19 protein-coding genes are annotated in these 22057 nt (G+C 65.8%); 8 read left to right on the forward strand and 11 right to left on the reverse strand.

Annotated features, from left to right (window positions below):
* Positions 1–168 precede the first annotated feature (168 nt).
* Positions 169–930 carry a FadR/GntR family transcriptional regulator gene (locus BMZ21_RS16390; protein ID WP_091836480.1) on the reverse strand — a complete coding sequence of 254 codons (762 nt, stop codon included), beginning with the start codon at positions 928–930 and terminating at the stop codon, positions 169–171.
* Between the two features lie 244 nt (positions 931–1174).
* Here BMZ21_RS16390 and BMZ21_RS16395 point away from each other — a divergent pair, with 244 nt between their 5' ends.
* The 5 genes from BMZ21_RS16395 to BMZ21_RS16415 all read left to right on the forward strand — a co-directional run bounded on the left by BMZ21_RS16395 (position 1175) and on the right by BMZ21_RS16415 (position 6492).
* Positions 1175–2227, forward strand: coding sequence for an ABC transporter ATP-binding protein (locus BMZ21_RS16395; RefSeq protein ID WP_091836482.1), 1053 nt, complete (start codon positions 1175–1177; stop codon positions 2225–2227).
* Positions 2228–2332: 105 nt separating this feature from the next.
* A complete protein-coding gene (locus BMZ21_RS16400) occupies positions 2333–3640 on the forward strand; it encodes an ABC transporter substrate-binding protein (protein ID WP_091836484.1) in 1308 nt (435 codons plus the stop codon).
* 60 nt (positions 3641–3700) lie between these two features.
* On the forward strand, positions 3701–4654 hold the full coding sequence (locus tag BMZ21_RS16405; protein ID WP_091836486.1) for a carbohydrate ABC transporter permease: 954 nt from the start codon (positions 3701–3703) through the stop codon (positions 4652–4654).
* Positions 4647–5552 carry a carbohydrate ABC transporter permease gene (locus BMZ21_RS16410; RefSeq protein ID WP_091836488.1) on the forward strand — a complete coding sequence of 302 codons (906 nt, stop codon included), beginning with the start codon at positions 4647–4649 and terminating at the stop codon, positions 5550–5552. Before BMZ21_RS16405 ends, BMZ21_RS16410 begins: the two co-directional genes overlap by 8 nt.
* 43 nt (positions 5553–5595) lie before the next feature.
* Positions 5596–6492 carry an NAD(P)-dependent oxidoreductase gene (locus BMZ21_RS16415; RefSeq protein ID WP_091836490.1) on the forward strand — a complete coding sequence of 299 codons (897 nt, stop codon included), beginning with the start codon at positions 5596–5598 and terminating at the stop codon, positions 6490–6492.
* A gap of 109 nt (positions 6493–6601) precedes the next feature.
* Here the strand turns inward: BMZ21_RS16415 and BMZ21_RS16420 are convergent, their stop codons facing one another.
* Entirely contained in the window at positions 6602–7687 is a 1086-nt protein-coding gene (locus tag BMZ21_RS16420; RefSeq protein ID WP_091837127.1) for a LacI family DNA-binding transcriptional regulator, read from the reverse strand.
* 104 nt (positions 7688–7791) lie between these two features.
* Between BMZ21_RS16420 and BMZ21_RS16425 the strand changes: the two genes are divergently transcribed.
* Positions 7792–8694 (forward strand): NAD(P)-dependent oxidoreductase, encoded by a 903-nt coding sequence (locus tag BMZ21_RS16425; RefSeq protein WP_091836492.1) that lies wholly within the window; start codon positions 7792–7794, stop codon positions 8692–8694.
* A gap of 132 nt (positions 8695–8826) precedes the next feature.
* On the opposite strand, the gene BMZ21_RS16430 is transcribed toward BMZ21_RS16425, so the two are convergent.
* The 5 genes from BMZ21_RS16430 to BMZ21_RS16450 form a co-directional block, all read right to left on the reverse strand.
* Complete coding sequence (locus BMZ21_RS16430; protein WP_244543874.1) at positions 8827–9699, reverse strand: DMT family transporter; 873 nt, start codon at positions 9697–9699, stop codon at positions 8827–8829.
* 157 nt (positions 9700–9856) lie between these two features.
* A complete protein-coding gene (locus BMZ21_RS16435) occupies positions 9857–10330 on the reverse strand; it encodes a MarR family winged helix-turn-helix transcriptional regulator (protein WP_091836494.1) in 474 nt (157 codons plus the stop codon).
* A gap of 81 nt (positions 10331–10411) precedes the next feature.
* Entirely contained in the window at positions 10412–11005 is a 594-nt protein-coding gene (locus BMZ21_RS16440) for an NAD(P)H-dependent oxidoreductase (RefSeq protein WP_091836497.1), read from the reverse strand.
* Between the two features lie 8 nt (positions 11006–11013).
* Positions 11014–12441, reverse strand: coding sequence for an FAD-binding oxidoreductase (locus BMZ21_RS16445; RefSeq protein WP_091836499.1), 1428 nt, complete (start codon positions 12439–12441; stop codon positions 11014–11016).
* Positions 12438–13766 (reverse strand): cytosine deaminase, encoded by a 1329-nt coding sequence (locus BMZ21_RS16450; RefSeq protein WP_091837131.1) that lies wholly within the window; start codon positions 13764–13766, stop codon positions 12438–12440. Before BMZ21_RS16450 ends, BMZ21_RS16445 begins: the two co-directional genes overlap by 4 nt.
* Before the next feature lie 223 nt (positions 13767–13989).
* Here BMZ21_RS16450 and folD point away from each other — a divergent pair, with 223 nt between their 5' ends.
* Together folD and BMZ21_RS16460 are read left to right on the forward strand one after the other, a co-directional pair.
* Positions 13990–14844: a bifunctional methylenetetrahydrofolate dehydrogenase/methenyltetrahydrofolate cyclohydrolase FolD gene (gene folD, locus BMZ21_RS16455; protein ID WP_091836501.1), complete on the forward strand. Its 855-nt coding sequence runs from the start codon at positions 13990–13992 to the stop codon at positions 14842–14844.
* A 101-nt stretch (positions 14845–14945) separates the two neighbouring features.
* Positions 14946–15737: a class I SAM-dependent methyltransferase gene (locus BMZ21_RS16460; RefSeq protein ID WP_091836502.1), complete on the forward strand. Its 792-nt coding sequence runs from the start codon at positions 14946–14948 to the stop codon at positions 15735–15737.
* A 50-nt stretch (positions 15738–15787) separates the two neighbouring features.
* On the opposite strand, the gene lpdA is transcribed toward BMZ21_RS16460, so the two are convergent.
* The 4 genes from lpdA to BMZ21_RS16480 form a co-directional block, all read right to left on the reverse strand.
* Positions 15788–17188, reverse strand: coding sequence for a dihydrolipoyl dehydrogenase (gene lpdA / locus BMZ21_RS16465; protein WP_091836505.1), 1401 nt, complete (start codon positions 17186–17188; stop codon positions 15788–15790).
* 77 nt (positions 17189–17265) lie between these two features.
* Positions 17266–17649 (reverse strand): MAPEG family protein, encoded by a 384-nt coding sequence (locus tag BMZ21_RS16470; RefSeq protein ID WP_091836508.1) that lies wholly within the window; start codon positions 17647–17649, stop codon positions 17266–17268.
* A gap of 9 nt (positions 17650–17658) precedes the next feature.
* Positions 17659–18945: a 2-oxoglutarate dehydrogenase complex dihydrolipoyllysine-residue succinyltransferase gene (gene odhB / locus BMZ21_RS16475; protein WP_091836511.1), complete on the reverse strand. Its 1287-nt coding sequence runs from the start codon at positions 18943–18945 to the stop codon at positions 17659–17661.
* A gap of 140 nt (positions 18946–19085) precedes the next feature.
* Positions 19086–22043, reverse strand: coding sequence for a 2-oxoglutarate dehydrogenase E1 component (locus BMZ21_RS16480; protein WP_091836513.1), 2958 nt, complete (start codon positions 22041–22043; stop codon positions 19086–19088).
* Between the last annotated feature and the right edge of the window lie 14 nt (positions 22044–22057).

Consider the following 22057-nt stretch of genomic DNA (forward strand, 5'->3'; position numbering starts at 1 on the left):
TTCCTGGAACGCCTGCGTGACTTGATTTCAAATTCTTAAAACGATTAGATCAACCTAGCGGCCCGCATGTCGCCGGGGAATTCCCACAGCCGCAGACAGGGCTGCTCGCAGAGCCGGTTATGCCATCCCGGCTCCGCTGTCGATTCAGCCCGATATAGTATGATTTAATCACGCGGTTTTGCCCGCATCTGCACCAGCTCGACCGGCGAGCAGACGCAAGGTGCTGTTCAGGCTGTCGATCACCAGCCCACTCATCCGCGCTGCCGCCAAGTCGCCGTCGCGTTGTACGATCGCGTCAAGAACGCGTTCGTGATCGATCAGGGAAGCGGTGAAGAAGAACTGGTCGTCCGGAGCCTTGAGAAAGAGCGACCACTGGATCGTCGCGCAAACCGCAGGCGCGAGGCACTGCAGCGGTGGATTGCGGGTCGCGGCGAAGATCGCCTCGTGGAAGGCAAGATCGGCATTGACGGTCGGCTCGGCATAGGGCGGGTTTTCGGCCATGCCGCGAAAGGCCGCCTCGATCCGGCGCAGATCGGCGTCGCTGCGCCGCTGCGCCGCCAACCGGGCCGCGCTGGGCTCGACGAAGAGCCGAAGCTCGAACAGGTCGCGGATGAATTTCTCGTTGGGATCGGCCTTGAAGTGCCAGGCGAGCACATCGGGGTCGAGCAGATTCCAGGTCTCGCGTGGCGCCACCCGCGTGCCGCTCTTCGGCCTGGCCTCGACCAGCCCCTTGCCGGACAGAAACTTCACGGCCTCGCGATAGGCGGTGCGCGAGACCGAGATCTCGCCCTTCAGATCGTCCTCGTTCGGCAGCAGCGCTCCCGCGGGCGAGGCGCCGGTGATGATTGCGACCGCGAGCCTGTGCGCAACCTGGCTGAACAGCCGGTCGGGATTGAGCCTTGTCGCGCGCACTTTGACATGAAGCTGCATCGAACCGCGATTTCCTCCGTGATCGCCAGCCTGCGAGAGCTCACTCCGCGGCCGGTCCAGCGCTTGACACGCCTGTTTCTATCGTATGACTTTATCCGGGAACGAGGTTGACGCAACAGGCGGCTCGCCTGGGTTGGGTGGCCTCGTCTCGATCGGCCGTCAGAAGCCGATGTTCTGCAACGCCGCCGGCGGGGATTGTGTCAGGCACCCCGGGGCAACCTGAAGAGCGGGAGAAACAACCAAGATGGCATCCGTCCAGATTGCCGACGTGCGCAAGGCCTATGGTTCGACGCAGGTCATTCACGGCGTCGACATCGACATCAACGATGGCGAGTTCGTCATCCTCGTCGGCCCCTCGGGCTGCGGAAAATCGACCTTGCTGCGCATGATCGCCGGCCTCGAGAACATCTCGGGCGGCGAGATCCGGATCGGACCGCGCGTCGTCAACGACGTGCCGCCGAAGGAGCGCGACATCGCCATGGTGTTCCAGAACTATGCGCTCTATCCGCATATGACGGTGGCCGACAACATGGCCTTCTCGATGAAGCTGCGGAAGGCGCCGAAGGCCGAGATCGACGAGCGCGTCAGCAAGGCCGCCGGCATTCTAGGGCTCGACAAGCTGCTCGACCGCTATCCGCGCCAGCTCTCCGGCGGCCAACGCCAGCGTGTCGCCATGGGCCGCGCCATCGTGCGCGATCCGCAGGTCTTTCTCTTCGACGAACCGCTGTCGAACCTCGACGCCAAGCTGCGCGTGCAGATGCGCACCGAGATCAAGGAACTGCACCAGCGCCTCAAGACCACAACGGTCTACGTCACCCACGACCAGATCGAGGCCATGACCATGGCCGACAAGATCGTCGTGATGCATGACGGCATCGTCGAGCAGATGGGCGCCCCGCTCGACCTCTATGACAACCCGGCGAACCTCTTCGTCGCCGCCTTCATCGGCTCGCCGTCGATGAACCTGCTGAAGGGCACGATCCGCGCCAACGGCTTCGAGACCCAGGGCGGCGTGATCTGGCCGGTCGGCAAGCATCCGGCGGATTCGAACGACCGGGCCGCGGTGCTCGGGATCCGTCCAGAGCATCTCATTCTCGACCCCGCCGGCCTGCCGGCCGAGGTCGTGGTCATCGAGCCGATGGGCTCGGAGACGCAGGTCGTCGTCCGCTGCGGCGGGCAGGACCTGACCTGCGTCTTCCGCGAACGCATCACCGCCAAGCCCGGCGAGACGATCAAGATCCGGCCCGACACCTCGGTCACCCATCTGTTCGACGCCGCGACCGGCAAGCGGATCTGATTTTCATGGCCGCCGCACGGGGAACACCCCGGCGGCGGCGATGGCCCACAAAAACGCGACGAGGCTCCCATGCAGGGCCTCGCGGCAACCCGGAGGAGTGAAGCAATGAGCATTTCCAGACGTGACGTACTGATCGGCGGCGCAGGGCTCGCAGCCGGCGCTACCCTTGCCGCGCCGTCGATCGCCCAGACAGCCAATATCGAGAAGGGCGCGACGCTGCGCGTGCTGCGCCCGACCAAATTCGTCGATCCCGACCAGACGATCTTCAACGAGAACACCGAAGCATTCACCAAGGCGACCGGCGTCCAGGTCCGTGTCGACTATGCGAGCTGGGAGGATCTGCGTCCGCAGACCGCCGTCACCGCCAATACCGGCGCCGGCCCCGACGTCGTCGTCGGCTGGGCCGACGACCCGCACATCTTCGCCGACAAGCTGATCGACCTGACTGCTGTCGCCGAGGATCTCGGCAAGAAATATGGCGGCTGGTACCCGGTCGCCGAGAAGTACGGCAAGAAGGACAAGACCAATACCTGGATCTCGATCCCGATGGGCGGCTCCGGCGGCCCGGCGGTCTATCGCGAATCCTGGGTCAAGGAGGCGGGCTTCGACAAGTTCCCGACCGACCATGCCGGCTTCCTCGACCTCTGCCGCAAGCTCAAGGCAAAGGGTCATCCCGCCGGCTTTGCGCTCGGCAACGCCGTCGGTGACGGCAACTCCTTCTGCAACTGGCTGGTCTGGTCGCATGGCGGCTACATGGTCGACGAGAACAACAAGGTCGCGATCAACAGCAAGGAGACGATCGAGGCGCTGAAATACGCCAAGGCGCTCTACGAGACCTTCATCCCCGGCACGCTCTCCTGGCTCGACATCAGCAACAACAAGGCGCTGACGGCCGGCGAAATCGGCCTGACCCAGAACGGCGTCTCGCTCTACTTCTCGATCAAGAACTCGAAGGACGAGAAGACCGCGGAGATCGGCAAGGATCTCAACCATGCGCCGATGCCGATCGGCGCCGGTGTCGGCCGGCCGACCGAGACGGCGCTGGTGATCAACGCCATGGTGTTCAAGCACACCAAGTTCCCGAACGCGGCCAAGGAGTATCTGCGCTTCATGATGGAGAAGGAGCAGTACGACAAGTGGCTGACCGGCTGCTTCGGCTACTGGACCCAGCCGCTGAAGGGCTATGCGCAAAGCAAGGTCTGGGAGAGCGATCCCAAGATCCTGGTCTATCGCGACACCTGGGAGCGGGCTCTGTGGAGCGGCTACAAGGGCGCGATCACCGAGGCTGCCGGCACCGTCAACGCCGAATACGTCATGGTCCAGATGGTCGCGTCCGTCTGCGCCGGCCAGGCGACGCCCGAGCAGGCGGCCGCCGAAGCCGAGCGCCGCGCCAAGCGCTACTATCGCACCTGATCCGTCGACACCGCGCCGCTGGATAACCGGCGGCGCGGCTCCATCACGGGATAAAGCGCCATGACGATTGCGGCCGAAGCCCGGCCGGCCACCCAGCCCGAGCAAAGCTGGCTGGTCAGGCTGTTCGACTACAAGCCATTCCTGATCTTCATCTGCCTGCTACCGGCGCTCGGCCTGCTATTGGCCTTCCTGAGCTATCCGCTCGGCCTCGGGGTCTGGCTCGCCTTCACCGATACGCGCATCGGCCGCAGCGGCGTCTTCATCGGCTTCGAGAACTTCGAGTCGCTCTGGCACGACCCGGTCTTCATCACCTCGGTCTGGAACACGCTGCTCTATACCGGCGTCGCCACCGTCGGGAAATTCGGGCTCGGCCTCTGGCTGGCACTGCTGCTCAACAACAACCTGCCGTTCAAGTCGCTGCTGCGCGCGCTGATCCTGGTGCCGTGGATCGTGCCGACCGTGCTCTCGGCCATCGCCTTCTGGTGGATCTACGATCCGCAGTTCTCGATCATCTCCTATGTGCTGGTCGACGTGCTCGGCTGGCGCGACACCTATATCGACTTCCTCGGCTCGCCCTGGCCGGCCCGCTGGTCGCTGATCGCCGCCAATGTCTGGCGCGGCATTCCCTTCGTCGCGATCTCGCTGCTCGCCGGCCTGCAGACGATCTCGCCGGCGCTTTACGAGGCGGCGATGCTCGACGGCGCCAATGCCTGGCAGCGCTTCCGGCATGTCACCCTGCCGATGCTGATGCCGATCCTGGCGATCGTGCTGACCTTCTCGGTGCTGTTCACCTTCACCGACTTCCAGCTGGTCTACGCCATCACCCGCGGCGGGCCGATCAACTCGACCCATCTGATGGCCACCCTCGCCTTCCAGCGCGGCATCCCCGGCGGCCAGCTCGGCGAGGGGGCGGCGATTGCGGTGGCGATGATCCCCTTCCTCGTGATGGCGACGCTGTTCAGCTACTACGCGCTCGCGCGCCGCAAATGGCAGCAGGGAGAAGACAATGACTGACCAGGCCTCCCCTGCCGCGCGCCCGCAGCTTGTCGACAAGGAGCGGACGGGTGTGATCGACTGGTCCTCGGGACCGCGTCGCTTCATCACGCTCTATCTGCCGCTCTCGATCTTCGTGATCGTGCTGCTGTTCCCGTTCTACTGGATGGCGATCACGGCGATCAAACCGAACGGCGAATTGCTCGACTACAAGAACAACAACCCGTTCTGGGTGAAATCGCCGACGCTGGACAATATTAACAAGCTGCTCTTCCAGACCGACTACCCGCAATGGCTGCTGACGACGATGACGGTGGCGACGGTCGCGACCGCGCTCTCGCTCTTCGCCAGCGTGCTCGCCGCCTATGCCATCCAGCGCCTGAAGTTCAAGGGCTCGAACTATGTCGGTCTCGCCATCTACCTGGCCTATCTGGTGCCGCCCTCGATCCTGTTCATCCCGCTGGCGACGCTGATCTTCCAGTTCGGCTTGTACGACTCGCAGCTCGCGCTGATCCTGACCTATCCGACCTTCCTGATCCCGTTCTGCACCTGGCTCCTGATCGGCTACTTCAAGTCGATCCCCTACGAGCTCGAGGAATGCGCCATGATCGACGGCGCGACCCGTTTGCAGACGCTCTGGAAGATCACCCTGCCGCTGGCGCTTCCCGGACTGATCTCGGCCGGCATCTTCGCGTTCACCCTGTCCTGGAACGAGTTCATCTACGCGCTCGCCTTCATCCAGTCGGCCGAGAAGAAGACCGTGCCGGTCGCGGTGCTGACGCAGCTCGTCGAGGGCGACGTCTATCATTGGGGCTCGCTGATGGCCGGCGCGCTGCTCGGCTCGATCCCCGTCGCGATCCTTTATTCGTTCTTCGTCGACTACTACGTCGCCTCGATGACGGGTGCGGTGAAGGAGTAGCTTCCGGCGGGCGGCCAGGCCGCCCGCCTTCCAACCAAGGCAAATCGTCGTGACCTCAATCGCCTTCGTCGGGCTCGGCGCCATGGGCGCGCCGATGGCCGAGAATCTCGTCAAGCGCCAGTTCCGCGTCACCGGCTTCGACATGCGGGAGAGCGCCCGGACCGCGCTCGTCGCAGCCGGCGGCCAGGCCGCCGACAGTGCTGCCACCGCGGCTGAAGGAGCCGAGGCGCTCGTCTTGATGGTGGTCAACGCCGCACAGGCCCGCTCGGTCCTGTTCGACGCCGGCGCGCTCGATGCGCTGGCTCCGGGCGCCACCGTCATCCTGATGGCGACCTGCCCGCCCGGCGAGGTCGAGACCATAGCTGACGCCGTGACCAAGACCGGCCGGCATTTCGTCGATGCGCCGGTCTCGGGCGGCGTCAAGGGTGCGCATGGCGGCACGCTCACCATCATGGTCGGGGCCCCTGCCGACAGCTTTGCCAAGGCCAAGTCCGTGCTCGACGCCATGGGCGACAAGGTCTTCCATGTCGGGGGGAAGCCGGGCCAGGGCGCGACGGTGAAAACCGTCAACCAGTTGCTCTGCGGCGTTCATATCGCGGTCGCCGCGGAGGCGCTGTCGCTAGCGCAGAAGGCCGGCATCGACGGCGCCCTGCTGTTCGAGATCATGGGCGGCTCGGCCGCCTCGTCCTGGATGCTGAGGGACCGCGGCCCACGCATGCTCGAAGACGAGCCGCCGGTCGCCAGCGCCGTCGACATCTTCGTTAAGGACCTCGGCATCGTCCTCGACGCCGGCCGCGCCGCCAAGGCGGCCTTGCCGCTGGCAGCAGCCGCGCACCAGATGTTCCTCGCCGCCTCTGGCCTTGGCCATGGCGGGCGCGACGACTCGCATGTGGTGCGCGCCTATCGGGCGCTGAACCGCAAGCCGGACAACGATGCGTGAGCTAAGGCATTTTCAAGCGAACTGGGCACCGGTTCGCGTGACGAAAATGCGTCAAACCAAAAACCTGGCGTATGTCCGCGTCTTTGAGAAACGTGAAAATACGCCGGCTTCAGCGCGTCGCCTTCGGCGGCGCCGTGGTCCCGCGCACCACCAGCTCCGGGGTCAGCACGGCGCGCTGCGGCGGTGCCGCTGGATCGGCGATGCGGCGGAGCAGCATCTCCGCGGTCTTGCGGCCCATCTCGTCCTGGAAGTTCTTGACCGTGGTCAAGGCGGGATACCATTGCGAGGCTTCCTGAACATCGTCGCAGCCGATGATCGAGAAGTCCGCACCAGCTTCCAGGCCGCGATGGCGCAGGCCGAGCATGGCGCCGAAGGCGGTAAGATCGTTGAAGCAGATCGCGGCGGTCGGCGGGTTCGCGGCGTCGAGCACCTTCTGAACGCCCTTCAGCCCATTCTCGCGCGTGCCATAGGCCGAGTAGACGATCGTGGGGTCGAGCGGCAGCCCATGCTTGGCCAGGGTCTCGCAATAGCCGCGATAGCGGTTGCGCCCGGTCGAGATCAGCGGGCTTTCGCCGAGAAAGGCGATGCGGGTGTGGCCGAGGCCGATGAGATGCTCGACGGCCAGCACCGTGCCGTGCCGGTCGTCAGAGCCGACGAAGTCCAGGCCGATGCCGGGAATCTCGCGCGAGAGCTGGACCAGTGGCACTTGCGCCGCCATCAGATGCTGCAGCGTCTCCGCCGTGGTGCCGCCGGCCGGGCAGATGATCATGCCGTCGGGGCGATATTCCTTGAGCGTGGTGAGGACGCGGTCCTGCCGCTGGAGGTTCTCGGCATAGGTGCCGAGCAGGATCGAGCGGCCATGCGCCGCTGCCGTCTCCTCGATCGCCGCGAGCAGCTCGGCGAAATAGGGATTGGTGATGTCGTGGAAGCCGACGCCCAGGATATTGGTCCGGTCGGTCCGCAGCGAGGCCGCGCTGCGGTTGTAGCTATATCCCATCTCGCGCGCGATCTGCTGCACCCGAAGGCGGGTGCCGTCGGCGACCAGCGGACTTTCGCGCAGAGCAAGAGAAACCGTCGCGGTCGAGACCTCCAGCCGATCGGCGATGATCTGCAAGGTAACGCGACCCCGGCCACCGGGCTTTACACCCGCCTTCCCCGCCCCCGAAGGGTCGCGCGAGTGTCCGTCATTCGCCATCGAACGCTTCTCCTGAAGCCGGTAAGCCGATGCATTCAACCAGTTCTTGGCCAAATCGTTCCGCATTGCATTGTTCCATCTCATAGAATTGGGAGAAACTGAAGATGAGCACGACTAAAGAATCGATCGGCTTCATCGGTGTCGGTTACATGGGTCAGGGCATGGCGAGTTGCATTCTCGCCAAAGGCTTTCGCCTGACCGTCATGGGCCATCGCAATCGCAAGCCCGTCGAGGAATTGAAGGCGGCCGGCGCCGCCGAGGCGGCCACGCCGAAGGAGCTCGCCGGGAAGGCGAGCATCATCTTCCTTTGCGTCACCGGCTCGCCGCAGGTGGAGCAGGTCGTCAACGGGCCTGACGGCATCGCTGCCGGCGCCCAGCCCGGAACGGTCATCGTCGACTGCTCGACCTCCGATCCCGTCTCGACGGTCGCTCTGGCTGAACGGCTCGCTGCCATCGGCCTGCACCTCTGTGACGCTCCGCTGGGCGGAACACCCGCCCAGGCGAAGCTCGGTCAACTCTCCACGATGATTGGAGCCGACAGTGCGGTTTTCGAGCGCATCCGCCCGGTCTGCGAAGCCTGGGCCCAGAAGATCGTCCATCTCGGCCCGGTCGGCGACGGCCACAAGATGAAGCTGCTCAACAACTTCCTCTCCCTCGGTTACGGCGCCATCTATGCGGAGGCTCTGACGCTGGCCCAGAAGGTCGGCATCACCCCGCAGACCTTTGACAGCGTCATCACCGGCGGCCGGATGGAGTGCGGCTTCTACCGGACCTTCATGCAATATGTGCTGGAGCGCGATCGGGATGCACACAAGTTCACGCTCTCCAACGCGCTGAAGGATGTCCGCTATCTGGAGAGCCTCGCCAATGCCGCCGGAGTTCCCAACCCGGTGGGCGGTGCCGTCAAGAACGTCTATGCGGCAGCCGTCGCCAGCGGCAAGGGCGAGGACTATGTGCCGATGCTCTCGGACTTCGTCGCTGCGCAGAGCAAGGTTTCGCTCGGCTGAGTCCGGCTGTGCCATGGCGGGACGCGCCCGGAGCACATCTGTGCCGAACGCGGTCGCCGGTAGCCAGTTGCGGTGCCAAACCGTCATCATGGCCTCCATCCACGGGTGGAGGCTTCAAGATGCGTGCCGGCATCAGTCCAGGCGGGCCGAGCCTTCGGGCACGTGCCGGATGCGCTCGCGGTAGAGCAGGTAGAGCCCCGACGCGATGACGATCGTCGCGCCGATGAAGGTGAAGCGGTCGGGAATCTGGCCGAAGACGAACCAGCCGAGCAGGATCATCCAGATGATCTGGGAATAGATGAACGGCGCCAGGATCGTCGCCGGCGCCCGCTGATGCGCCAGGATCAGCAGCCAATGGCCGAGTGCGCCGAAGAAGCCGGTCCCGCACATCAACAGCCAGCTTTGCCAGTCCGCTGGCCAGGACCAGTACAGCGGCAGCAGCGGCAGCATGATCACCACACCGCCGATGCCGGAGTAGAACATCGTCGTCTGCGGCGAGTCGCTCGCGGCCAGCATCCGCGTCGACAGGCTGTAGAAGGCGTAGCAGAGACAGCCGCAGACGCTGAGCAGGGCCGCCGGATGCAAGCCCCCCAGTCCCGGCCGCGTCACCACGAGGACACCGAGGAAGCCGACGCCGATCGCGATCAGCCGGCGCGGCCCGGCCCATTCCCCGAGCAGCGGCCCGGCCAGCAGGGCCACCAGCAGCGGCGTTGCGAACATGATCGAGACCGTCTCGGCCAGCTGCAGATATTGCAGGGCGACGAAGTTGAGCGCGGTCGAGCCGAGCAGCAGCAGCGAGCGGAAGCCCTGCAGCCAGGGACGCCTCGTCCGGGTGATGCCCGGATGGCTCCAGGGATTGAGCAGGAGCGAGACCAGGGCGACGCTGATCACATAGCGCGCCAGGACCACCTGCATCGGCTGCATCGTCCCGCCAAGCCATTTGGCGCATGTGTCGAGCAGGGAAAAGCAGACGATCGCCCCGCTCATCAGGGCGATGGCGGTCAAGCGTGTCCGGCGCGTATCCGGAAGCGGAGCGGGAGCGGCCGACAAAGGCTGAGCGTCTCGTCATGCTCTGGAGGAATGACGAGACATCAATGAACCGATTTAAGGCTTGAAACCAGCCCGCCAGCGCATGCGAGTCATGCCGCCGACGCGCCCGGCGTCAGGCGGCGTCCTCAGCCTCGTCCTCGGCATCCTCGACATCGGCACCGGCCTTGGACAGGCCCTTCGACGCCTTGCGCAGCAATTTGCGCAACTGCTTGCGCTCCTTGGCGTCGAGCTTTTCGAGCAGCTCTTCCTCGACCTGATTCCAGACCGCATCGAGTGCCGCCGCGGTCTTCTGGCCGTTCTCGGTCAGCGCCACCTGCACCAGACGGCCATCGCGCCCACCGCCCTCGCGCGTCACCAGCCCCTGCAGCGAAAGCCGGCCGATCGTCTTGGACACGGTCGGCGGCTTGACCCGCAACAGCGTCGCAAGCTCGCCCATCGTCATCGGTGCGCCCTGCAGGGATTTCAGCGCCTGTTCCTGGCCCGGGAAGAGCCCGAGCGCGTTGAGACGCTCGCCCATCCTTGCCCTGTGGAGCCGCGCCGTCACCAGCAAGGCACGGCCGACGCTTTTTTCGAGGGACTTGGTCATGAGCCGGCCCTTGGAAAAGGTTGCGGATACTTTTCGCCGGCTGTGCAATCGCCCGCCTTCATGACAGGCCGATGACAATTGTCAGACAGGCTTTTGAATCCGCGCGATTTCCTGCGCAACCCTGGCGAGAAAAGCCGCGCGGCTCTGCGGCGTCGACCGATTCATGTCGTAATGCGCGAGATAGGAGACCCGCGCAGCCGGGTGGCATACCGCCCGCAAGCCGCGTTTGATCTGCCGGCGCGGCGGATCGCCCATCAGGAAGGTGCGCCAGCGCGAGCCGCCATAGCTTGTCACCGTCGTCAGCCGGCGAATGTTCCAGAGATTCGGGCGGATCGAGCCATCGACCAGCTTGAACGAGACGCCCGGCAGGAAAACGCGATCGAAATAGCCCTTCAAGATCGCGGGATAGCCGTAGTTCCAGACCGGGAAGCACAGATACAGTGCGTCCGCCCGCAACAGGCGCTCGACATAGCCGGCTACATTGTTCTGGTTTGTGCCGAGATCATGATAGCCGACGCGCTCCTCGCAGCTCAGCACGGGATCGAACCCCTCGGCATAGAGGTCGCAGTCGTCGACCTCATGCCCGGCGCGGCGCAGGCCGGAGACAACAGTCTCATGCACCGCCGCCCCGAAGCTTGCGGGATCGGGGTGGGCATAGAGGACGAGCGCGCGCATCGATCGGCTCAGGCGCCGACGCCGGCTTCGCCGAGCGCCTTGAACAGGAAGGTCTTGCCCGAGCGGTAGTCGTAGTCCGGGTCCTCCCAGGCGATCATCTTGCCGGGATTGAGCAGCCCCTGCGGATCGGCCTCGCGCTTGAAGGCGAGCTGGACCTCGTCGGTCTGCTTCATTCCGCCCTCCTCCAGCGTGTAGCGGTGCGGATTGAAGATCGGCGCGCCCATCTCCTCATGGATCGCCATGATCTCCTCCAGACGCTCCTCGCTGGTGAAGCGCACCAATGGCAGGCCGAAGCAGGTGATCTTGCCGTCGAAGCGGACGAATTCGAGATGGCAGGTGACCTCGTCGCCGAAGCGGGCATGGATCTTGTCGACGAGATCGACCTGGTTCGGGAAGGGATAGAGCACCTGCAGATAGGTGATCGAGGGATCGACACGCAGCGCCCGCAAGGTGGTGTGGTTCCAGCCGAGCTCGAAGGTCGGCGGCAATCCCTTCGCCTCCTCCGCCGTCAGCGTGTCGGAGCGCATCAGCACTTGCGAGCCGCCGAAGCGGCGGGCGAAGGCCAGCATCGATTCGACGGCGAAATCGGCGACCATGACCATGACGCAATGGCTGTCGCGCGGCAGGAACTTCCTGTGGCGCAGGAAATAATCGTGCGGAGCGGGCGCGGCGACGACCGCGAGGTTTTTCAACGCCAGCCCGTCCTGCTCGCCCAGCGCATTGGCGAACTCGGCCGCAGCGCGCAATTCGCCGAAGCCGAGAATGACGTCGACCCAGGCATAGGCCGGGCCGAGCGGCATCTCGACCTGAGTGATGATGCCGTTGGTGCCATAGGCATGGGCGACCTTGTGCAGGTCTTCGCCCTGGAGCTCGAGGATGCGCGGCGTGCCCTCCATCGTCGCGACGCGCAGCGAGATGATATTGCCCCAGTCGCGCAGGCCGCCCCATTTGATCGAGCCGACGCCGCCGGAGCCGCCGGCGATGAAGCCGCCGATTGAGGCGGTGTGATAGGTCGAGGGGTGCAGCCTGATCTCCTGGCGCGAATGGGCGCGCGTCTCCTGGTCGATCTTCGCCAGCACGGCGCCGGGCTCGGCGACATAGCGCCCGGCCTCGATGCTGGTCACCTTGTTGAAGCCGGCGAGGTCGAGCACGATCCCCCCTGAGAGCGGCATCGCCTGGCCGTAATTGCCGGTGCCGGTGCCACGCGGCGTCACCGGGATGCCGAGCGCATGCGCCGCCGAGAGTGTCTCCAGCACCTGAGCTTCGCTCACCGGCGAAACGATGATGTCGGCGACGACATGGTCGAGCTGGCGCTTCAGCGTCGGCGAATACCAGAAGAAGTCGCGGCTCTTCTGCTTGACCAGCGCAGGGTTGTCCTCGGTGCGGATGCCGGAGAGGCGGCGCTTCAGGGCGTCGATGTCGTAGCGTGCGGTCATGCGGGGCGGCTCATCAGGGAATCGAGTTCGCGATAATCGGGCAAGGCACGGTCGATGGCGCGGCCGTTGACCAGAATAGTCCGGTCGGCCTGCGGCCTGGCGAAGAATTCGGTCCAGTCGCGGGCGCGTGTCAGGATCAGGTCGGCAGGGCCACCGACAGCCAGCCGGCCGGCGCTGGCCAGTCCCATGACCTCGGCCGGCGTCGCAGCGACCGCCCTTGCCCAGTCACGGTCGGAATGGTCGAGCTGAAGGATGCGGGTGCCCTCGCGCAGCGTCTCGACGAGATCGAGGTCGCCATAGGCGTAGAACGGGTCGCGGGTGTTGTCGGAGGCGACCATCACCGGCACGCCAGCGGCCTTCAGCTCGTGCAGCGCGGTGACGCCGCGCCAGCGTGGCGTGCGTCCGCGCTGGCGATCCTGCAGATACATGTTGCACATCGGCAGCGAGACCACGGCAATCCCCGCCTCGCGCACCTTCCCGATAATGCGCGCCTCGTCCTGCGGCTGCTGCAGCGAGAGCGAGCAGCAATGCCCGGCCAGGATCTTGCCGGTGAAGCGATGGCGCAGCGCCGCATCGGCGATGTGCTCGAGCGAACGCGCCGCCGGATCGTTGGTCTCGTCGACATGGAAGTCGAGATCGAAGCCGTGTTCGATCGCCGTCCGGAAAAGCGTGTCGAGGGCGACGTCGAGCTCAGGCACCATATAGGTGACGGCGCCGAGCAGCCTGTCGCCATGATCGGTCACGGCCCTCACGATCGCCCGCATATGGGCGGGATCGGCGACGGCATCGATCCCAAACAAGGGCGAGGCTTGCAGGGCGATCCGACCGGCCCATTCCGCGCGCAACTCGGCATAGACCGGCCAGGAAATGCCGATCTGCTTGCCGAGCGAGTCGAGGTGGGTGCGAATCGCCGCCGTGCCATGGGCATAGGCGCAGCGCAGGCCGAATTCCATGCGCACCCGCACGTCGCGGGCCGACCAGTTCGCCTCGCGATCGGCCGCGACCGCGCTGAGCGCGCCCATGAAGCTGCCATCCGGATTGGGCCGGCGCGGCCAGATATGGCCCTTGTCGAGATGGGTGTGGACATCGACCAGCCGCGGCAGCGCAATACCGCCGTCGAGATCGACTGCCGGCTGGGCTTCGAGCGCGGGCGTGCCGCCCGGCCGAAGGGAAGTGATGACACCGTCCTCGACGGCGATGTCGAGCAGCGTCAGGCCGCCGCGGTCACCAGCCAGGCTGCCGGCCTCGACCAGATGGGCAGGCGTCCTGACATTGCGCAGCACATAGCTGCCGGAAGCCGGGATTGCTGCAAAGCCGGTGGTCACGTCGATCGTCTCCGGCCTGCACGCCGCCTTCTGAATCACCCGCCGACCATGCTGGCTCGCCGCGTCCCGATCAAGCGGCGCGCGCGGCATCCCCACACGCCGGAGATTCAACGCAAAGCGGCCCTTGTCCGTTCTGTCGCAATGCAGCAAGAGAGCGGCGCAGGGCATCAAACCGGAAACTGGAATCCGCTTTTCGATCCGATGCCTCACCAAGGAGCTGGTCATGGCGGCACGCATCATCGACGGCAAGGCAGCGGCGGCGGAACTCAGGGCCGAAATCGGTCGCGAGGTTGCGGCGCTCAAGGCAGCCGGCAAGCCCGTGCCCGGCCTGCATGTCGTGCTCGTCGGCGAAGACCCGGCCAGCAAGGTCTATGTCGCCTCCAAGGAGAAGCTCGCGGCCGAGATCGGGATGAACTCGGTCGCCCATCGCCTCTCGGCCGACACCACGGAAGCGACGCTGCTCGCCAAGATCGCCGAGCTCAACGCCGATGACGGCGTCGACGGCATCCTCGTCCAGCTGCCGCTGCCCAAGCATATCGACACCGGCCGCATCATCGATGCGATCGACCCCGCCAAGGATGTCGATGGCCTCCACCCGATCAATGCCGGCCTGCTCGCCGGCGGCAAGAACGGCCTCGTGCCGTGCACGCCGCTCGGCTGCATGCTGTTGCTCAAGCAGGCGCTGCCCTCGCTATCGGGGCTGGAAGCGGTCGTCATCGGCCGCTCCGAGCTGGTCGGCCGGCCGGTGGCGCAATTGCTGCTGCAGGCCGACTGCACCGTCACCATCGCCCATTCGCGCACGCGTGACCTGCCGGCCGTTGTGAGGCGCGCCGATATCGTCGTCGCCGCAGTCGGCCGGCCGCGCATGGTCAAGGGCGACTGGATCAAGCCGGGCGCGACCGTGATCGATGTCGGCATCAACCGGATGCCCGACGGCAAGCTCGCCGGCGATGTCGATTATGCGCAGGCGGCCGAAGTCGCCGGCGCGATCACGCCGGTCCCCGGCGGCGTCGGCCCGATGACTATCGCCTGCTTGCTGCGCAACACGCTGACAGCCTATCGCGCCCGGCGCGGATAGGTCGGACGCGGAGGCCGGCGTTAACTATAGATTAACCAAGAATTTGTGCGGCGCCGCGGGCGGGAGCATGGTCGGGCTCTCGAACGACGTGGAGGCGCGCCATGCAAGGCTCGGCCATCGACATCGCCCGGCACAATGCCGATCTGTTCGACCGGACCGAGATCGCCGAGTGGTACGGCGAACAGAGTCTCTTTGCCTCCGAAGCGGTGATCCTCGAACGCTTCCAGCACGCCTATGCCGGCAAGCGCCTGCTCGATCTCGGCGTCGGCTCCGGCCGCACCACTGGCGCGCTGCTGCCTGACGTTGCCGACTATGTCGGGATCGACAAGGCCGAGGCGATGCTGGCCGTCGCCAGGCGCCGCTTCCCGGGCGCGACCTTCCTCGACCTGGATGTCCGCGCGATCAGCGAGTTCGGCCCCGGCCGCTTCGATTTCGTGCTCGGCGCCCTCGCCATTCTCAGCGCCTTCGATCATGCCGAGCGCCTGGCTGTCATCGCGTCGGTCCGTGAGGTGCTGGCGCCCGGTGGTGTCTTCGCCTTCTCCTTCCACAATCGCGCCTGGAGCCGCGCCGGCGGCATGCCGCTGCATGCCCGCTCCTGGCACCCGCGCGAGATCGTGAATTCGGTCCATCCGCAGAGTTGGATCAACTATCTGCGCCTGCGGCCCTTCGCGCGTGAGGAGGCAGACTACGCCATCCATGTCGACCCTGCCCATCGCTGGAGCGGGCTGTTCTATTTCATCGACCTGGCGACGCAGGAGCGCCAGCTCGAAGCGGCCGGATTCGAGATCCTGGCGCGCTTCGGCGAGGATGGCCGCCCGCTCGCAGCGGGCGACGACACCAGCCGCGACGGGCTCCTGAACCTCGTCTGCAAAAAAGCCGGCACGTCTCACTGACGCGCCGGCCCCGCAGTTGAAAGCGTCGTCGCGCGAGCAGCGACCTCGCCTCACATGTGGATCGGGCGCTTGTCGACGGCGAGCGCCGCTTCCTTGACCGCCTCGGCCAATGTCGGATGGGCGTGGCAGGTGCGGGCGAGGTCTTCCGCCGAGCCGCCGAACTCCATCAGCACCGTCACCTCGGCGATCAGGTCGCCGGCATGCGGGCCGATGATGTGGCAGCCGAGCACGCGATCGGTCGTGGCATCGGCGAGGAACTTGACGAAACCGTCGGTGTGCCGCATCGCGCGCGCCCGGCCATTGGCCGTGAACGGGAACTTGCCGACCTTGTAGGCGACACCCGCAGCCTTCAGCTCTTCCTCGGTCTTGCCGATCGCGGCGACCTCGGGGGCGGTGTAGACGATGCCCGGAATCGCGTCGTAGTTCACATGGCCATGCTTGCCGGCAAGGATCTCGGCGACGGCGACGCCTTCATCCTCGGCCTTGTGCGCCAGCATCGGCCCGCGCACCACATCGCCGATAGCGTAGATGCCGTCGACATTGGTCTTGAAGTGGTCGTCAATGACGACGCGGCCGCGCTCGGTTGCGACGCCGGCCTTGTCGAGAGTCAGACCGTCCGTGTTCGGGCGCCGGCCGATCGCGACCAGCACGATGTCGGCATTCAGCGTCTTGGCCTCGCCGCCGGCGGCCGGTTCGACCGTGACGGTCGCGCCACCCTTCTTGGCCACGTCGACCTTGGTGACCTTCGAGCCAAGATGGAAGGTGAAGCCCTGCTTCTGCAGGATGCGCTGGAACTGCTTGGCGATCTCGTCATCCATGCCGGGCAGGATGCGGTCGAGATATTCGACCACCGTGACCTTGGCGCCGAGCCGGGCCCAGACCGAGCCGATCTCCAGGCCGATTACGCCGGCACCGACAACCAGCAGCTCCTTCGGCACGGACGCAAGCTCCAGCGCGCCCGTGGAGGTCACCACCGTCTTCTCGTCGGTGGTGACGCCCGGCAGCGCCGCCGATTCCGAGCCGGTGGCGATGACGATATTCCTGGTCTCGAGCTCCTGCGCCTTGCCGTCCTCGCTGGTGACGACGACCTTGCCGGCGGCGGGAATCGAGGCCGTGCCGTGGAACGGGTCGATCTTGTTCTTCTTCAGCAGGAAGGCGACGCCGTTGACGTTGGCGTCGATGGTCTCCTGCTTGTGGACCAGCATCTGCTTGAGGTCGAGCTTGGGCTTGCCGACGGTGATGCCGAGGCTCGGGAACGTATGGCTGGCCTCCTCGAACATCTCGGACGCATGCAGCAGCGCCTTGGAGGGGATGCAGCCGACGTTGAGGCAGGTGCCGCCGTGGGTCTTGCGCTTCTCGACCACCGCGACCTTGAGGCCGAGCTGGGCAGCGCGGATGGCGCAGACATAGCCGCCGGGGCCGGTTCCGATGACGACGAGATCGTAGGACATGGTCTCTCTTCCGTTCAGACTTTACGATTGCTGTTGCGCCAATGGCGCGTTGGGTCCGAAGCGATGCTCCGCCTTCCTCAGGCCAACAGCCGGATTGCCATTAACGCCAGGCCGACTGCGCCGGCCAACCAGACCAGGGTACGCCAATAGGGGATGCCGGCGAGGTAGAGCGGGATGTAGACGATGCGGGCGATGAGCCAGACCGCGCCGCCGATGAAGCCGATGCCATCAATACGACCGCTCGCGACCAACGCCACGGCCAGCACTGCAAAAGCCGGGTACGTCTCCAGATAGTTGCGCAGCGCCCGCTCGGCCCGCCCCGCGAAGACGCCTTGCGGCCTCACATCGTCATCGCGCGGCCCGGCATTCCAGGCCGAGCCCAGCTCGCTGGTCGCCGCGATCGCCTGCGCTCCGATATGGACGAAGAGCAGGGCGACGCTCGCGACGATCAGCGAGAGCATGGGTTCGCCTCAGAGGTCGAGGACGAGGCGCGCCGGGTCTTCCAGGCCTTCCTTGATCCGGACGAGGAAGGTCACCGCTTCCTTGCCGTCGATGATGCGGTGGTCGTAGCTGACCGCGAGATACATCATCGGGCGGATCTCGATCTTGCCGCCGACCACCATCGGGCGCTCCTGGATCTTGTGCATGCCCAGGATCGCCGACTGCGGCGCGTTCAGGATCGGCGTCGACATCAGCGAGCCGTAGACGCCGCCATTCGAGATCGTGAAGGTGCCGCCCTGCATCTCCTCGATCTTGAGGGCGCCGTCACGGGCCTTCTTGCCGAACTCGCCGATCTTCTTCTCGACGCCGGCTATGGAGAGCTCGTCCGCATCGCGCACCACCGGCACGACCAGGCCCTTGTCGGTGCCGACGGCGACGCCGATGTGGTAATAGTTCTTGTAGACGATGTCGGTGCCGTCGATCTCGGCGTTGACGGCCGGGATCTCCTTCAGCGCCTGCACGGCGGCCTTCACGAAGAAGCCCATGAAGCCGAGCTTCACGCCGTGCTTCTTCTCGAACACATCCTTGTACTGGTTGCGCAGCGCCATGACGTTGGTCATGTCCACCTCGTTGAAGGTGGTCAGCATCGCGGCGTTGGTCTGGGCTTCCTTGAGGCGGCGCGCGATGGTCTGGCGCAGCTTGGTCATCTTCACGCGCTCTTCGCGCGAGCCGTCGTCGGGAGCCGACGGCGCCCGGACCTGAACCGGAGCGGCAGGCGCGGCAGCGACGACGGCCGGGCCGGTCGCGATCGCAGCGAGCATATCACCCTTGGTGACGCGGCCATCCTTGCCGGACGCTGCGACCTTGGAGGGATCGACGCCGCTCTCCGCCGCAAGGCGCGAGACGGCCGGGCCGGAATCGGCGGCCTTGGTCGCCGGCTTGATCTGCGTGTCGCCGGCGACTTCGCCGGCCTTCTTCTGCGCATCGGCGGAGGTCTCGGCTCCGGCCTTGCCGGCGGCCTGCGCCACGGCAGTGTCCGCCTTCTTCTCGTCCTTGGTCGGTGCAGCGGCCTTGCCGTCGCCGGCCGCAATGGTGCCGAGCAACGCGCTGACGCCGACCGTCTCGCCTTCCTTGGCGACGATCTCGCCGAGCACGCCTGCGGCCGGAGCGTTGACCTCCAGCGTCACCTTGTCGGTCTCGAGCTCGACCAAAGGCTCGTCCGCCTTCACCGCATCGCCGGGCTTCTTGAACCACTTGCCGATGGTGGCCTCGGAGACGGATTCGCCGAGGGTCGGAACGCGGATTTCGGTCGCCATGTCAGGCCTCTTCTTATTCGGATCTCGTGGATGTCATCCCGGGCGGAGCGAAGCGCAGAGCCGGGATCCATTCCGGAACGGTTCAGGCATGGATCCCGGATCGGAGCCGCTGACGCGGCTTGTCCGGGATGACGCAGTGTTTAAGCGGCAAAAGCCTCGTCCAGGAAGGCGTTGAGCTGGGCGACGTGCTTCGACATCAGGCCGGTCGCAGTCGCGGCCGAGGCCGGGCGGCCGACATAGCGCGGCCGCTTCGACTTCGAGCCGGCATGGCCCAGCACCCATTCCAGATAGGGCTCGACGAAGGTCCAGGCGCCCTGGTTCTTCGGCTCCTCCTGGCACCAGACGACGTCGGCGCCCTTGAAGCGCCCCAGCTCGTGGGCCAGCGACTTCAGCGGGAACGGATAGAGCTGCTCGACGCGCATCAGGTAGACATCGTCGATCCCGCGCTTCTCGCGTTCCTCGAGCAGGTCGAAATAGACCTTGCCCGAGCAGAGCACGACGCGGCGGATCTTCGAATCCTTGACCAGCTTGGTGGTCGACTTGCCGCGCTCGGCATCGTCGTGCAGCACGCGATGGAAGGTCGAGCCCTCGGCCAGCTCGCTGAGGTCCGAGACGCAGCGCTTGTGGCGCAGCAGCGACTTCGGCGTCATCAGGATCAGCGGCTTGCGGAAGTCGCGCTTCAGCTGGCGGCGCAGGATGTGGAAATAGCTCGCCGGGGTCGAGCAGTTCGCCACCTGCATGTTGTCTTCGGCGCACATCTGCAGGAAGCGCTCGAGGCGGGCCGAGGAGTGTTCCGGACCCTGGCCCTCATAGCCGTGCGGCAGCAGGCAGACGAGGCCGGACATGCGCAGCCACTTGCGCTCACCCGAGGAGATGAACTGGTCGAACACGACCTGCGCGCCATTGGCGAAGTCGCCGAACTGCGCCTCCCACATCGTCAGCGCGTTCGGCTCAGACAGGGTGTAGCCGTATTCGAAGCCGAGCACAGCCTCTTCCGAGAGCATCGAGTTGATGACCTCGTAGCGGGACTGCCCCTCGCGGATATGGTTCAGCGAGGTGTGGCGGGCTTCGGTCTCCTGGTCGATCAGCACAGAATGGCGCTGCGAGAAGGTGCCGCGCTCGCAATCCTGACCGGAGAGGCGCACCGGGTTGCCGTCGAGCAGCAGCGAGCCGAAGGCCAGCGCTTCCGCCGTCGCCCAGTCGATGCCCTGCCCGCTCTCGACCGCCTTGCGGCGGTTGTCGAGGAAGCGCTGGATCGTCTTGTGGACGTTGAAGCCTTCCGGGACCTCGGTGATCTTCTGCGTGATCTCCTTGAGCGTCGCTTCCGGCACGCCGGTGGCGCCGCGGCGCGGATCGTCCTCGTCGGCGCGGATCGCCTTCATGCCGGCCCAGCGGCCGTCGAGCCAGTCGGCCTTGTTCGGCTTGAAGGCCTGGCCGGCGTCGAACTCGACCTCGAGCTTCTCCTTCCAGGCGGCGCGCATCTGGTCGAGCTCGCCCGGCTGGATCACGCCCTCGGCTTCGAGCTTGGTGCTGTAGAGCTCCAGCGTCGACTTGTGGCCGCGGATCTTGCGGTACATCAGTGGCTGGGTGAAGCCCGGCTCGTCGCCCTCGTTATGGCCGAAGCGGCGATAGCAGAACATGTCGATCACGACCGGCTTGTGGAACTTCTGCCGGAACTCGATCGCGATCTTGGCGGCGAAGACGACCGCTTCCGGATCGTCGCCGTTCACATGGAAGACCGGAGCCTCGACCATCTTCGCCACGTCGGACGGATAGGGCGAGGAGCGCGAATAGCGCGGATAGGTGGTGAAACCGATCTGATTGTTGATGATGAAGTGCAGCGAGCCGCCGGTGCGGTGGCCCTTCAGCCCGGAGAGACCGAGACATTCGGCCACGACGCCCTGGCCGGCGAAGGCGGCATCGCCGTGGATCAGCAGCGGCAGCACCTTGGAGCGCTCGACGATATCGCCGAACTGGTCCTGCTTGGCGCGGACCTTGCCGAGCACCACGGGGTCGACGATCTCGAGATGCGAGGGGTTGGCCGTCAGCGAGACGTGGACATTGTTGCCGTCGAACTCGCGATCGCTGGAGGCGCCGAGATGGTACTTGACGTCGCCCGAGCCCTCGACGTCGTCGGGGGCGAAGGAGCCGCCCTTGAATTCGTGGAACAGGGCGCGATGCGGCTTGCCCAGGACCTGGGTCAGCACGTTGAGGCGGCCGCGATGGGCCATGCCGAAGACGATATCGCGCACGCCGAGCGAGCCGCCGCGCTTGATGATCTGCTCCAGCGCCGGGATCAGCGACTCGCCGCCATCGAGGCCGAAGCGCTTGGTACCGGTGAACTTGAGGTCGAGGAACTTCTCGAAGCCTTCGGCCTCGACGAGCTTGTTCAGAATCGCCTTCTTGCCCTCGCGGGTGAAGGCGATCTCCTTGTCCGGCCCCTCGATCCGCTCCTGCAGCCAGGCCTTCTGCTCGGGATCGGAGATGTGCATGAACTCGATGCCGATGGTCTGGCAATAGGTTCGCTGCAGGATCGCCGTCATCTCGCGGATGGTGGCGAACTCCAGGCCGAGCACGTTGTCGATGAAGATCTTGCGGTCGAGATCGGCCTCGGTGAAGCCGAACGCAGCCGGCGACAGCTCCTCCGGATCCTTCTGGCTCTCGATCCCCAGCGGATCGAGCTGGGCATGGAGGTGGCCGCGCATGCGATAGGCGCGGATCAGCATGATCGCGCGGACCGAGTCGCGCGTCGCCTGCTGGACGTCGGCGGCGGAGATGGTCGCGCCGGCGGCCTTGGCCTTGGCGCCGAGCTTCTCGCCGACAGCCTTCTCGACCGCGGCCCAGTTGCCGTCGAGCGCCGAGACCAGCTCGCCGCCGGCCGGGATCGGCCAGTTCGGCTTCTTCCAGGACGCGCCCTTGGCGTTGTCGACGATCGCCTGCTTGTCGTCGTTCAGCGCGGAGAAGAAGCCCTGCCACTCCGGATCGACCGACTTTGGGTCGGCCTGATAGCGGGCGTAGAGGTCCTCGATATAGGCCGCGTTGCCGCCATAGAGGAAACCCGTCTGCGCGAGAGCCTCGTTGATGTCCTGGCGAGCCATGATCGTCCTGCCTT

The organism is Allobosea lupini, from assembly GCF_900109525.1.
Taxonomy (GTDB): domain Bacteria; phylum Pseudomonadota; class Alphaproteobacteria; order Rhizobiales; family Beijerinckiaceae; genus Allobosea; species Allobosea lupini.

Bases quoted from the DNA above. Each gene is read 5' to 3' on its own strand.
- BMZ21_RS16390 (WP_091836480.1), bottom strand. From the start codon at position 930: ATGCAGCTTCATGTCAAAGTGCGCGCGACAAGGCTCAATCCCGACCGG.
- BMZ21_RS16395 (WP_091836482.1), top strand. From the start codon at position 1,175: ATGGCATCCGTCCAGATTGCCGACGTGCGCAAGGCCTATGGTTCGACG.
- BMZ21_RS16400 (WP_091836484.1), top strand. From the start codon at position 2,333: ATGAGCATTTCCAGACGTGACGTACTGATCGGCGGCGCAGGGCTCGCA.
- BMZ21_RS16405 (WP_091836486.1), top strand. From the start codon at position 3,701: ATGACGATTGCGGCCGAAGCCCGGCCGGCCACCCAGCCCGAGCAAAGC.
- BMZ21_RS16410 (WP_091836488.1), top strand. From the start codon at position 4,647: ATGACTGACCAGGCCTCCCCTGCCGCGCGCCCGCAGCTTGTCGACAAG.
- BMZ21_RS16420 (WP_091837127.1), bottom strand. From the start codon at position 7,687: ATGGCGAATGACGGACACTCGCGCGACCCTTCGGGGGCGGGGAAGGCG.
- BMZ21_RS16425 (WP_091836492.1), top strand. From the start codon at position 7,792: ATGAGCACGACTAAAGAATCGATCGGCTTCATCGGTGTCGGTTACATG.
- BMZ21_RS16435 (WP_091836494.1), bottom strand. From the start codon at position 10,330: ATGACCAAGTCCCTCGAAAAAAGCGTCGGCCGTGCCTTGCTGGTGACG.
- BMZ21_RS16440 (WP_091836497.1), bottom strand. From the start codon at position 11,005: ATGCGCGCGCTCGTCCTCTATGCCCACCCCGATCCCGCAAGCTTCGGG.
- BMZ21_RS16445 (WP_091836499.1), bottom strand. From the start codon at position 12,441: ATGACCGCACGCTACGACATCGACGCCCTGAAGCGCCGCCTCTCCGGC.
- folD (WP_091836501.1), top strand. From the start codon at position 13,990: ATGGCGGCACGCATCATCGACGGCAAGGCAGCGGCGGCGGAACTCAGG.
- BMZ21_RS16460 (WP_091836502.1), top strand. From the start codon at position 14,946: ATGCAAGGCTCGGCCATCGACATCGCCCGGCACAATGCCGATCTGTTC.
- lpdA (WP_091836505.1), bottom strand. From the start codon at position 17,188: ATGTCCTACGATCTCGTCGTCATCGGAACCGGCCCCGGCGGCTATGTC.
- BMZ21_RS16470 (WP_091836508.1), bottom strand. From the start codon at position 17,649: ATGCTCTCGCTGATCGTCGCGAGCGTCGCCCTGCTCTTCGTCCATATC.
- odhB (WP_091836511.1), bottom strand. From the start codon at position 18,945: ATGGCGACCGAAATCCGCGTTCCGACCCTCGGCGAATCCGTCTCCGAG.
- BMZ21_RS16480 (WP_091836513.1), bottom strand. From the start codon at position 22,043: ATGGCTCGCCAGGACATCAACGAGGCTCTCGCGCAGACGGGTTTCCTC.